We start from the raw sequence: 12,024 nt of genomic DNA, 5'->3' as shown, positions 1-12,024 counted from the left end.
CGGGTACGTAGGGCGTAAGACGAGAGGTGGACCCGTTGCCGAACACCCATGACGAGGCACTCCGATGGGAGAGCTGGCTTCATGCCTACGAGCAGGCTCGTGACGAGCTGCCCCGAGCGATCTCCGGGCGCTGCCCGAACTGCGGCCGGGCCTGCCTCCGCCTGGTGTACCGGCTCCGGATCCCGCACCTGCTCGTCGGCGACGCCCACTTCTGGTGCGACCACTGCCTGCAGGGGCCTTACCTCGGGCGCGTCGAGATCCCCGAAGCCGCCGCGGCGGACGCGGACGAGCAGGCGTACCAGCGGGTGAGGCCCACGATCCCGGACTACCAGCTCATCCCTCCTGCGACGTCCGAACTCCCGTAGGCGCCCGGTTGAGCAGGGGCTCGACGGAATCCCACACGGGAGGCTCCGGCCACCCGCCCCCGCCTCCGCGGGCGGCCTCCAGGCCGATGACCGCGCAGGCCAGCAGGTGCTCGCCGGGCGGCAGGTCGCCCGTCAGCGTGGGGATCGTGGTGTGCGGGGCGAGCACGTTCGTGCCGGGCAGGGCCGTGACGAAGGTGCCCTCCTGCCGGCCGAACAGGTCCTCGATCACGCACAGGCCGTGCGGAGAGTCGAGCCTGGCCAGGCCGGGACCGGTGTCGACCCGGGTGGGCGGCTGTTCCCGGCCGACCGCGAAGGCGCCCTCGGCCGTGCGCAGCGCCCGCCCGGTTCTGATCCGGTGCACCCGTACGTGCCACGGGGGCAGCGCCACCAGCCAGGTCTCGATCTCCACGTCGTCCCAGGGCGTCCAGCGCGCGTACAGCACGCCGTCGGAGGCGGAGGGGTCGTGCGGCAGCTCGCACGGCCGCCAGTGCAGACCGTCCTCGCTGAGTGCCAGCGTGCTGTCGAAGGCGCCCTGCTCGAGCCCGAACGTCCCGGCCGGCACGCTGAAGCCGAAACGCGTGGAGTAGGCGAACTTGGCGTACTTGGCCGCGCCGTGCCGCGCCCACGGGGCGTGCTGCCCCGCGCTCAGCAGCACCACGTGCCGCCCCTCCTCGCAGCGCATCAGCGCCACGCCCGCCTCCGGCTGGGTGCTGACGTCGGGCAGCGGGGGCGCGTCGGCCTCCTTGGCGGCCCAGAACGGGTGCTCCGCGGGCAGGGCGAGCGGCAGGAACGCCTTCATGGCCCAGTACGGCGAGCCGGGCGCGTTGTACTGCTCGGCCATGTGCGGCTGCGGGTAGCCGTAGCCGATGGTGAGCAGCCCGGAGGTGTCGCGGATGGGCCGATCGGCCCACCAGCGCAGGTTCCGCAGCAGATGACCCTTGGTCACCTCCCAGGGCAGCGCCTCGACCCCGGCGAAGGCCAGCGCCCCCCAGAACGCCGACTGGGCGAAGCGGTAGGTCAGGCTCCTGCCGAACGGGACGGCGACGCCCTCGCTGGTGAACCAGTGCTGGAAGTCCTGGGCGAACGCCGCGGCCCGCTCCCGGAAGCGCCCGGCCCTGGCCTCGTCGTCGCCGAGCGCCGCGTAGATGAGGCCGTAGTAGTGCATGGCGAACGGGATGTAGTAGTCGCGCTGCCACTTGGGCCCGTCGGTGTACCACCCGCGTCCGAGGTCGAACTCCTCCAGCCGGTCGAGTCTGGCCGTGTTGACGTCGTGGTCGTGGGAGACCCCGACGCGGTCGAGCCCGAGCCCCACCATGACCGGGAAGAACAGCCAGTTGTTGTCGTTCGGCTCCACGGTGACCGCGTGCCGCAGCCAGGCGGCCACCGTGTCACGCTGCCGGCCGGTCAGCGGGTCCCAGATCTGCTCGGGGGCCAGGGCGAGGGTCAGGCCGAGGGCGGCGGTCTCGACCAGCCGCTGGTTGCGGTCGAAGGCCGCGCCCCAGTAGTCGGGGTGCTCGGGGTCGGTCCCGGCGGCGAGCCCCGTGCGCCAGAGCTCCCAGTGATCGAACGACCCGCCGCCGGCCGCCAGCGGCGCCAGCCCCCACAGCGGGCGTGCAAACGCTTCCAGTTCGGCGGCCGCGTTGTCGTAGTGCGCCGTGTTGAAGCCGAGCCGCAGCCGCCCCCTGCCCGGGCTGAACCGGGAGATCAGCGGATCGACCAGGTCCAACACCTGCCGCCTCAGGTCGTCTCGGTCGTCGCCAGGCCGCCCTGCGCGGTCGTCGGTGTCCACGGGTTCTCTCTCCTCCGCTGGGAAAGCGCTTTCAGGACAGGGTTCCCGCCGTCGCCCTCACTTGTCAACAGTCAGACGGTCACCCGGGGCGGTGCCACCCGGGGCGGTGCGGTGCTGTCGCGGACGTGCAGCTCCATCGGCAGGCTCACCGGCTCCCCGTCGTGGCCCACGGTCATGAGGGCCTCCAGCATCTCGGCCGCCTGCTTGCCGAGCTGCCCGCGGGGCACCGACACCGTGGTCAGGCTCGTGTGCGCCACGTGCTCCAGCGCGATGTCGTCGAACCCGACCACCGACAGGTCCTCCGGCACCCGCACCCCGAGCTCGCGCATCCGGGTCACCGCCCCCAGGGCCACCAGGTCGTTGTAGGTGGTGAGCGCGGTGGCGCCGGTGCCGGCCACCTCGGCGGCGGCCTCGTACCCGGAGCGGCTGGTGGACCCGCACGGCAGGATCGTGACGGAGATGCCGAACGCCTTGGCGGCCTCCAGCGCCCTGATCCGCTCGGAGTTGGCCCAGGACACCTCGGGCCCGCTCAGGTAGGCGACCCGGCGGTGGCCCAGCTGCGCCAGGTGGCCGCAGATCAGCATCATCCCGCCGAAGAAGTCGGCGGAGATGGCGGGCGCGGCGATGCCGGGGACTATCCGGTCGAGCAGGACGAGCGGGTGGTCCCGTGCGGTCAGCGCGACGAGGTCGGCGCGCTCCATGCGGGAGGAGCAGAGCAGCACCCCGTCGCAGCTGCGCATCAGGTCCTCCACCAGGCCCTGCTCGATCGAGGGGTCGTCGTCCGACTCCATGACCATGACACGGCGTCCGTGGGAGTGGGCGACCGCCGAGACGGCCTTGAGCACGTCGGGGAAGTAGGGGTTGGCCAGGTTGGGGACCAGCACGCCGATGGTGCCCCACTCCCCGCGGGCCAGACCTTGCGCCGCGGCGTTGGGCCGGTAGCCCAGCTGCCTGACCGCGTCGTGGACGCGCTCCGCGAGCGAGGGGTCGACCTTGGCCGTGCCGTTGAGTACACGGGAGACCGTCGAGGGCGACACCCCCGCCGCCGCCCCGACGTCGCTGATCGTCACCCGTGGCGCGCGGCCCTGCCGCACATTACGCACCTGCTCCTCCTACCCCCGTGTGGCGCCCGTCAGCCGAGCAGCCCGCGCAGATGATCGAGATCCTTCCGTACGACCGCCACCGGATCGGCCGCCGGGTAGTGGACGTGCAGCGACAGCAGGCCGGCGTAGCCGCGGGCGCGCAGCCCGGGGATGATCTCCGGCCACGGGACCACGCCTCCGTCCGCGAACGGCTGCCACTCGCACACCCAGCCGTCCGCCGTGGACCGCCAGACGGCGTTCTTCACTCCCATGCAGGCCATCCGATCGCCCAGCAGGTCGACATTGAGAGCCCATGCCTCGCTGCCCTCCTTGGCCTGGTTGCCGGGGTCGGCGTAGAAGCGCACCTCGTCCAGGTCGCCGGCGAGTGCGAGGGCGAGCGAGGCGGACGGATGGATCGTACCGTGATGCAGCTGGAGTGCCAGCTTTACGCCGTGCCGGGCGGCGAGACCGGCCAGGCGGGACAGCGCGGCCCTGGACTCCTCCACCTGGCGCCGGTATCCGGCGGCGGGGTCGTAGCGGTAGAAGCCCGCCCGCACGAGGGGGACGCCGCTCTCGCCGCAGGCCGCGATGATCCGTTCGGCGTCCGCACCGGTGTCGAGCAGGTCGGTGGTGACGATGTCGAGGGTCAGGCCGCGGCGCTCGAGCTCCGCGGCGACGACGGCGATGCCGCCGGGGTCGGCGGGGCTGACCGTCTGCCCCTCGCGAACGAGAAGATCCGCCCCCTCGGCGCCCACCGAGGCCACCGCCTCGGACAGCGGGGCGGCGTCGATGGGGCCGAAGGGCTTGGTGAAGGCGAGCAGGCGCACGCGTTACTCCAGAGTCTCTCAGAAAGCGCTTGTAGCGATCGAGTCAAGGTGCCGGTTTACAGGCATCATGGGCGAGCATCCATCTGAAACCGCTTTCTCACAAGCCTTGAATCAGATTATGAGCCGGGGTTACTCTCGGACCCACCCCCCGGGCAAGCGCTTACCAGCTGCCCCAGCACCTCCGGCCCCTTGGGAGGGCTCCATGAAACCTCGTGGCACTACCGCGATGATCACCGCGGCCATGGCATCAGTGCTCCTGGCAGCGTGCGGCACATCGAGCAACGGCAACAGCGGCGGCGGCGGCTCGCAGACCACGCTGCAGATCTGGGACTTCTCCGCCGAACAGGTGAACTTCCACAAGGACATCGGCGCCCAGTTCACCAAGGAACATCCCGACATCAAGATCGAGTGGCGCTCGATCACCCAGAACGACTACATGAAGACGCTGCCCCTGGCCTTCCAGAGCAACCAGGCGCCGGACATGTTCTACTGGAACGCGACCGGGCTCTCCCAGCTGCTCGACCAGAAGTGGATCCGCCCGCTCAGCCCGAGCGGCACCGTCCCCGCCGACTTCGCCAAGCGCTGGCCGGACGGGTCCTTCCTGGAAGGCATCAACGTGCAGGACGGGAAGACCTACGGCTTCCCGTTCTCGGAGAACCTGTACTGGGGCTCCGGCTACATGTTCCTCAACAAGCAGGTCTTCCAGCAGGCCGGGCTGGACGTCAACAACCCGCCGAAGACCTGGTCCGACCTCAAGAACACCTGCGCGCAGATCAAGGCCAAGACCAAGGCGCAGTGCATCGCCGCCCCCACCAAGGGCGTGGACATGCAGCGGATCTGGTACGGGCTGATCAGCAGCGTCTCGACGGACGAGTTCTTCGACTACAAGACGGGCAAGTTCGACCTGACCCAGCCCGACCAGGTGAAGACCTTCTCCTTCATCCAGGAGCTCAACAAGGCCGGATACCTGGCGCCGGGCACCAACGACAAGAACTTCTCCCGCCAGCAGTTCGCCGCCGACCAGGCCGGCATCATGTTCGACGGCACCTGGCTGCCGAGCGTGTGGGCCAGCCAGGGCTTCAGCAGCGACAAGTACGTGGTGGCGCCGCGCGTCGACCCGGACGGCGGCCATACCGGCGCGGCCGGCCGCAAGTACGACACCAACAAGTACTGGGTCAGCTCGCAGACCAAGCACCCCGACGCCATGTGGACGTTCATCCAGTGGATGACCGACCCCAACGGCTACTTCGTCAAGCAGTACTACAAGAGCGCCTTCGGCACGCTGGCCTACGTCGACAACGAGAAGATGGTCACCGACCCGGCGCTCAAGCAGATCATGCAGATCGGATCCAAGCCGGGCTACCGGGTCCAGCTCCCCGTGCCGCTGCTCAAGTGCCCCGACATCGCCAAGTCCAAGGCGTACGTCAACGCGCTGGCGAAGAGCCCCGACGGGGAGTGGGAGGCCATGGGCGAGGCGCTGGTCAGCGGCCAGTCCCTGGCGACGGTGGGCGCCGCCATCGTCAAGCAGCGGCAGGCCGCCCTTGAGGAAGGGCTCAAGCAGGAGGCGGCCGCCGGCCTGAAGGTGTCGATGGACTGCTACACCTTCTCCGACTGGGACCACACCAAGGACTACACCTCCGACAAGTACCGCGGCTGACCGGACGGCGCCGTCGGCCACGCGTGCGGGCGGCGCCCCCTTCTCCCTCGTGAGGACATCCATGACAACCACCGGCACCGCCCTCGCCCCCGGCAGGGAGAGGGTGACGGAAGGGGACCGGTCGCCCGCCGGGCGCGTGCCCGAACGCGCCGATCACTCACGCGAGCGCGTCCGCGGCCTCGACAGGCTCTGGCTGATCGTCTTCCTGGCCCCCTTCCTCCTGCTCTACCTCGGCTTCACCATCTGGCCGCTGCTCGCGACGATCTACTACTCCTTCTTCGACTGGTCGGGCATCGGCCCGATCGACCACTTCGTCGGGGTCGGCAACTACGGCACGATCCTGGCCGACCCGCTGTTCTGGCTCTCGGTCGTCAACACGCTGATCTTCGCCCTGCTGACGACCGCCATCAAGCTCCCGATCTCGCTGCTGGCGGCGATCGTGCTCACCCGCAAGTGGCTGCGCGGCAAGCGGTTCTTCCGGACCGTGTTCTTCGCGCCGCTCATCATCCCCGTCGCCATGGCGGGCCTGGTCTTCACCTACCTGCTCAACCCGTCCAACGGCGCGCTCAACGCGATCCTGCGCGACCTCGGCCTGGTCGACCAGGGGTTCGACGTGTTCGCCAACCGGTGGAGCGCGCTGCTCGTGCTCGTGCTCGTCTCCATCTGGCAGATCTTCGGCCAGTACATGATCTACTGGATCGCGGCGCTGCAGAACGTGCCGGAAGAGGTCTACGAGGCGGCCGCCATCGACGGCGCGGGGGAGTGGAAGAAGCTCACCCGCATCACGCTGCCGATGATCAAGCCGGTCGCCGTGATCATCACCCTGCTCGGCCTCGTGAACGCCATGCACGTCTTCGGGCTGGTCGTCACCCTCACCGCGGGCGGGCCCGGCACCAGCACCTACGTGGTGTCCTACTTCATCTACCAGAACGCCTTCGGCGCGGTGCCGTTCGCCTACGGCTACGCGTCGGCCGCGGCCCTGCTGTTCTCCGTCATCGCCTTCGTCGTGGTCTCCGCCCAGGGCGTCGCGGTCCGCCGGGCCCAGCGGCTCAGGAAGGAGTACGGGGTCTGATGGTGACGATCGACAAGACAATGGGCACCAAGACGGCCGGCACCAGGACCAGCGGCGCGAAGCCGGACGGCGCTCAGGCCCCCCGGCGCAGCCAGGCCGTGCGGGCCAACCTCATCGCCCTGCCGATCCTGCTGGTCGTCGGGCTCGTGTGGGTCTATCCCTTCCTGTGGACGATCTCGGCCGCGTTCAAGACCCAGGCGGGGATGTTCACCAGCGGCGCGAGCCTCGTGCCCGACCAGCTGAACTTCGACAACTTCGTACGCGCCTGGGTCAACGCCGGGTTCTCCGGATACTTCGTCAACACGGTGCTCTACTCGGTCGCCTCGACCCTCATCGAGCTGATCAAGGCGGCCCTGTGCGGCTACGTGCTGGCCAGGTACGAGTTCCCCGGCCGCACCCTGCTCTACCGGATGATCGTGGGGACCCTCTTCATCCCGGTCGCCTCGATCATCGTCCCGCAGTTCGTGCTGATCGAGAACCTCGGCCTGCTGAACACGCGGGCCGGGGTCATCCTGGCCATGTCCGGCGGCGCCGGCGCGCTCTACGTCCTGCTGTTCGTCGGGTTCTTCTCCAGCGTCCCGACCGACCTGTTCGAGGCGGCCAAGCTCGACGGGGCCGGCTTCCTCAAGACGTTCCGTCTCATACTCCCGCTGGCCAAACCGGTCATCGCGGTGGTGGTCATCTTCCAGTTCATCAGCAGCTGGAACGAGTTCAACATCCCGCTGGTGTTCACGCTCGGACAGCCCGACCTGCAGAACCTCGCCGTCGGGATGCTGTCCTTCCAGGGCGAGCACGCCACCGACTGGACCGGGTTCGCCGCCGGGATGACGATCTCGTTCCTGCCGATGCTGATGATCTTCCTCTTCTTCCAGAACTACTTCACGCGCGGCCTGGCCGGCGCCACGAAGGGGTGACACTCCACGTGAAGATGAGGCACGGGGCCTTCGCCTACACCTGGGACCTCGTGGGAGACCCCGCGGGAGCCGAGCGCATCGCCGGTCTCGGCGTGAGCACGGTGACCCTGCAGGCCGCCTACCACTCGGTCCGGGCCATCACCCCGTGGCATCCACGCCACCGCGTCGTGCAGGCCGAGCACGCGGCGGCCTACTTCCGGCTGCGCCCCGACCGCTGGCGCGGGCGGCTCCGGCCGTACCCGCCGAGCTGGGGGGTGTCCGACGAGGACCGGTTCGGCACGGCGCTGGCCGCGCTGGCGGAGGCCGGGCTGCGGGCCGAGGCCTGGATGGTGCTCACGCACTCCACGGTGCTGGGCCGCGAAGCGCCCGACCTGACGGTCAGGAACGCCTACGGCGAGTCCTACCCCTACGCGCTCTGCCCCGCCCAGCCCGACGTCCACGAGTACGCGCTCACCCTCGTGCGCGAGGTCTGCGAGCAGTACGACGTGCCCGCGCTGATGCTGGAGGCGTGCGGCTGGCTGGGCGCCGAGCACGCCGGCCACCACGAGAAGACCTCCGGCGCCCACCTGTCCGCCTGCGGCAGGGCGCTGCTGTCCATCTGCCTCTGCCCGGCCTGCCGGGCCGGGCTGGCCGGGCGCGGCCTGGACGTCGAGGAGCTGGCGCGCGACGTGCGCGCCGCCGTGGACGGAGAGCTCCAGGAGGGCGTCCCGGCCGGGACGAGCCTGGACGACGTGCTCGGACGCGAGCGCGCCCAGGCCCTGTACGGCCACCGCGGCCAGGTCATCGGCGACCTGGTCCGGGCCGTGGCGGCGCTGGCCGGCGGCCGCGAGCTGCTGCTCATGGCCACCGACGACCCGCAGGTCACCGGCCCCGACGTGGGGATCGACCTGGCCTCCTTCGACGCGCCGGTCGACGCCTACGTGCTCAAGTACTGGGGGCAGGAGGAGGCGGCCGTGGCCCAGGTGAAGGCCGCGGCGAGCCGTACCGACGTGCCCCTCGTCGCCAACCTCACCGTGCTGGAGGACGGCCACGCCCGGATCCCGGCACTTGCCGCCGACCTCGTCGCCGGGGGAGCGCGGCAGCTACGTTACTACCACGCCGGGCTCGGCTCACCCGCCCGCCTGGCCAGCGTGCGAGCCGCGGCTCGCCTGAAGGAGAGTTCATGCTGAACGGCCTGTACGTGATGGACCCGAACCGCTTCGACGACGTCTACGGCCCCGAGGCCCGGCAGGCGATCGAGCGGCACCTGACCATCACGTCGCCCCTCCTCACCGCCGACCGGATCACACCCGACGTGCTCGCCGGCCTGGAGGTGCTGGTGACCGGGTGGGGGGCGCCCAAGCTGGACGCCGAGCTGCTCGCCGCCGCGCCCAAGCTCTCCCTGGTGCTGTACGGCGCGGGCTCCATCCGCCCGATGGTCACCCCGGAGATGTGGGCCAGGGGTGTGCGGGTCACCTCGGCGGCCACCGCCAACGCCACTCCGGTCGCCGAGTTCGCGCTCTCCCAGATCCTGTACGCGCTCAAGCACGGCTGGCGCTACGTGCTGGCCGCGCGCGCCGCCGCCGCCACCGCACCGCGCGGCCCCGAGCTGGGGGCCTACGGCGCGACGGTCGGGCTGGTCTCGCTCGGCGCCACGGGCCGGGCCACGGCGCGGCTGCTCGCCCACCACCGCCTCGACGTGCAGGCCTTCGACCCGTACGCCGACCCGGAGCAGGCGAAGGAGCTCGGCGTGCGCCTCGTCGGCCTGGAGGAGCTGTTCGCCACCTCCGACGTGGTCAGCCTGCACTCGCCGCTCACCCCCGAGACGCGGCGCATCGTCGGCGCCGCGCTGCTGGAGTCGATGAAGCCCGACGCCACCCTGATCAACACGGCCCGCGGCGGCCTCGTGGACGAGGCCGCGCTCGTGGACGTGCTGAGCCGGCGGAGTGACCTGTTCGCCGTACTCGACGTCACCGACCCCGAACCGCCCGTCGCGGGATCGCCGCTGTTCACGATGCCCAACATCGTCGTCACCCCGCACGTGGCGGGCAGCCTGGGCCACGAGCGGCGCCGCCACGGGGAGGCGATGGCCGAGGAGCTCGCCCGCTACGTCGCGGGAGAGCCCCTGCTGTACGAGATCACCGAGTCCGGCCTGGCGCTGAGGGCATGAGCCGGACCACCCTGGTGCTGCTGCCGCCGCACGATCCGGCCACCGCCGACTGGCGGGCCCGGCTGGAGGAGGCGGTGCCGGAGCTCGTCGTGCTTGAGCCCGGGACCCTTTCGGAAGCGGCACAGGCGCTGGCGGAGGCCGACGCCGCCTACGGCACCCTGCCCGCGGACCTGCTGGCGCACGCCGGACGGCTGCGCTGGCTGCAGGCCGCGCAGGCCGGGCCGCCCCCGGGGTTCTACCACCCGGCCCTGGTCGCGCACCCCGTGCAGGTCACCAACATGCGTGACACCTACACCGACCACGTGGCCGCGCACGCGCTGGCGCTGGTGCTCGCGCTGGCCAGGGGCCTGCCCCGGTACGCCCGCGAACAGGCCGGCGCGCGCTGGGCACCCGACTGGGACCCCGGCGCGGTGCTCTCCATGGGCGAGGCCACCGCCCTGGTGGTGGGAGTGGGCGCGGTCGGGGCCGAGGTCGGCAGGCTGCTGGCGGCGTTCGGCACCAGGGTGGTGGGCGTGGACGCCCGGCGCGGTGGCCCCGTGCCGGGCTTCGCCGAGGTGCTGCCGGCAGACGGCCTCGACCGGCTGCTTCCCGAGGCGGACCTGGTCATCCTGACCGTTCCGCACACCCCCGCCACCGAGGGCCTGCTGGACGCGCGGCGGATGGCGCTGGCCAAGCCCGGGGCGTACGTCGTCAACATCGGCCGCGGGCCCATCCTGCGGCTCGACGACCTGGTCGCCGCCCTGTCCACGGAACACCTGGCCGGCGCGGCCCTGGACGTCTTCGAGACCGAGCCGCTGCCCGCCGATCACCCGCTCTGGCGGCGTCCCGACGTGATCATCACCCCGCACGTGGCGGGCGTGGGGCCACATGCCGACGAGCGGCGCTTCGCCGTACTGCTGGAGAACGCCCGGCGCTTCGTGGCCGGGCGCGAACTGATCAACCTGGTCGACAAGTCCGAATGGTACTGAAAAACGTGAATCGGATAGCACGCGTCGAGACCTTCACCGTGGCCCTCCCCTCGCTGCGCGACTTCGCCGTCGCGGGCGGCTCCGTCGTCCAAGGCGGCCGTCCGGCCGTCAGAGTCCTGGTGAAGGTCACGGCCGACGACGGCGCCACCGGGTGGGGCGAGGCCACCCCGATCCCCTCCTGGACGTACGAGACCACCGAGTCCATCGTCTCCACCATCGAGGGCTACCTGGCACCGGCGGCCGTCGGCCGCCCGCTGTGGGACCTGGACGGGCTCTGCCGCGCCTTCGACCGCACCATCAGCAAGGGCTTCTCGATCGGCATGCCGCTGGCGCGCGCGGCGGTCGACGTGGCCTGCCACGACGCCTACGCCCGCAGCCTCGGCGTCTCCCTCGGCGAGCTGTGGGGCCGGCGCAGGCGCGACACCATCGAGATGGCCTGGATCGTGGCCACCGAGTCGGCGGACGCGGCCGCCGGCTCCGTGGCCGAGGGCCGCGCGCACGGCTACCGCCACGTCAAGGTCAAGGTCGGCCTGCACGACGAGGACGAGGACGTGGCCATCGTGGAGGCCGTGCGCGCCGCCGCCCCCGACGCCGTGCTCTGGGTGGACGCCAACCAGGGCTACACGGCCGCCGCCGCGCTCCGGGTGGCCAGACGCCTGGCCGATCTGAACGTCGCCGTCTTCGAGCAGCCGCTGCCGTCCAACGACATCGCCGGTCTGCGCCGCCTGCGTGACGCCAGCCCCATCCCGGTGGCCGTGGACGAGAGCCTGCGCCACCCGAGCGACCTGGCGACGTTCGTCCGGCTCGACGCCATCGACGTCGCCGTCGCCAAGGTGCAGCGCTGCGGCGGGCTGACCCTGGCGCTGCGCCAGTGCCAGCTCGCCGAGGACGCCGGCCTGGCGATCATGGGCTCCGGCCTCACGGAGTCCGACATCGGGCTGGCCGCCTCGCTCCACCTGTTCGCCGCGTTCGGCGTGGACACGCCGGTCGACCTCAACGGCCGGCAGTTCATCACCAGCCCCTACGCCACGGATCCGGTCATCACCGTCGCTGACGGCGTCGCCCACGTGCCCACCGGCCCCGGCCTGGGGATCGGCGTGGACGAGGACGCGGTCCGCGCGCTCGCTCTCTGACGGGGTCCACTACTCCTTAGGCTTGACTAATCACGGGGAGTTGCTGTGCTATGTCTGCAGACCCTGCT

General features: G+C 71.1%; 11 protein-coding genes. 8 read left to right on the top strand and 3 right to left on the bottom strand.

Annotation, left to right across the window (positions count from 1 at the left end; all coding sequences use genetic code 11):
- The first annotated feature begins 35 nt into the window (after nucleotides 1-35).
- Nucleotides 36-365 (top strand): hypothetical protein, encoded by a 330-nt coding sequence (locus ABD830_RS21805; RefSeq protein ID WP_344990167.1) that lies wholly within the window; start codon nucleotides 36-38, stop codon nucleotides 363-365.
- Here ABD830_RS21805 and ABD830_RS21800 read toward each other — a convergent pair.
- The 3 genes from ABD830_RS21800 to ABD830_RS21790 all read right to left on the bottom strand — a co-directional run bounded on the left by ABD830_RS21800 (nucleotide 334) and on the right by ABD830_RS21790 (nucleotide 4,063).
- Complete coding sequence (locus ABD830_RS21800; RefSeq protein WP_344990164.1) at nucleotides 334-2,154, bottom strand: DUF2264 domain-containing protein; 1,821 nt, start codon at nucleotides 2,152-2,154, stop codon at nucleotides 334-336. The genes ABD830_RS21805 and ABD830_RS21800 overlap by 32 nt on opposite strands.
- A 71-nt stretch (nucleotides 2,155-2,225) precedes the next feature.
- Nucleotides 2,226-3,257, bottom strand: coding sequence for a LacI family DNA-binding transcriptional regulator (locus ABD830_RS21795; protein WP_344990162.1), 1,032 nt, complete (start codon nucleotides 3,255-3,257; stop codon nucleotides 2,226-2,228).
- A gap of 29 nt (nucleotides 3,258-3,286) precedes the next feature.
- Nucleotides 3,287-4,063 (bottom strand): sugar phosphate isomerase/epimerase family protein, encoded by a 777-nt coding sequence (locus ABD830_RS21790; RefSeq protein WP_344990159.1) that lies wholly within the window; start codon nucleotides 4,061-4,063, stop codon nucleotides 3,287-3,289.
- A gap of 241 nt (nucleotides 4,064-4,304) precedes the next feature.
- On the opposite strand from ABD830_RS21790, the gene ABD830_RS21785 reads away from it, so the two are divergent.
- The 7 genes from ABD830_RS21785 to ABD830_RS21755 all read left to right on the top strand — a co-directional run bounded on the left by ABD830_RS21785 (nucleotide 4,305) and on the right by ABD830_RS21755 (nucleotide 11,956).
- Entirely contained in the window at nucleotides 4,305-5,720 is a 1,416-nt protein-coding gene (locus tag ABD830_RS21785) for an ABC transporter substrate-binding protein (protein WP_344990156.1), read from the top strand.
- A gap of 61 nt (nucleotides 5,721-5,781) precedes the next feature.
- A complete protein-coding gene (locus tag ABD830_RS21780) occupies nucleotides 5,782-6,792 on the top strand; it encodes a carbohydrate ABC transporter permease (RefSeq protein WP_344990153.1) in 1,011 nt (336 codons plus the stop codon).
- A complete protein-coding gene (locus ABD830_RS21775) occupies nucleotides 6,792-7,706 on the top strand; it encodes a carbohydrate ABC transporter permease (RefSeq protein WP_344990151.1) in 915 nt (304 codons plus the stop codon). The genes ABD830_RS21780 and ABD830_RS21775 overlap by 1 nt, the downstream gene beginning before the upstream one ends.
- Nucleotides 7,707-7,714: 8 nt before the next feature.
- Nucleotides 7,715-8,875: a hypothetical protein gene (locus ABD830_RS21770; protein ID WP_344990148.1), complete on the top strand. Its 1,161-nt coding sequence runs from the start codon at nucleotides 7,715-7,717 to the stop codon at nucleotides 8,873-8,875.
- A complete protein-coding gene (locus tag ABD830_RS21765) occupies nucleotides 8,869-9,855 on the top strand; it encodes a hydroxyacid dehydrogenase (RefSeq protein ID WP_344990146.1) in 987 nt (328 codons plus the stop codon). The genes ABD830_RS21770 and ABD830_RS21765 overlap by 7 nt, the downstream gene beginning before the upstream one ends.
- Entirely contained in the window at nucleotides 9,852-10,823 is a 972-nt protein-coding gene (locus ABD830_RS21760) for a D-2-hydroxyacid dehydrogenase (protein ID WP_344990144.1), read from the top strand. Before ABD830_RS21765 ends, ABD830_RS21760 begins: the two co-directional genes overlap by 4 nt.
- A 5-nt stretch (nucleotides 10,824-10,828) precedes the next feature.
- Nucleotides 10,829-11,956 (top strand): mandelate racemase/muconate lactonizing enzyme family protein, encoded by a 1,128-nt coding sequence (locus ABD830_RS21755; protein WP_344990141.1) that lies wholly within the window; start codon nucleotides 10,829-10,831, stop codon nucleotides 11,954-11,956.
- The last annotated feature ends 68 nt before the right edge of the window (nucleotides 11,957-12,024 follow it).

Source organism: Nonomuraea helvata, from assembly GCF_039535785.1.
In the GTDB taxonomy this organism is placed as follows: Bacteria; Actinomycetota; Actinomycetes; order Streptosporangiales; family Streptosporangiaceae; genus Nonomuraea; species Nonomuraea helvata.
The sequence above is the reverse complement of the archived record's forward strand: the minus strand, read 5'-3'. Positions and strand labels throughout refer to the sequence as shown.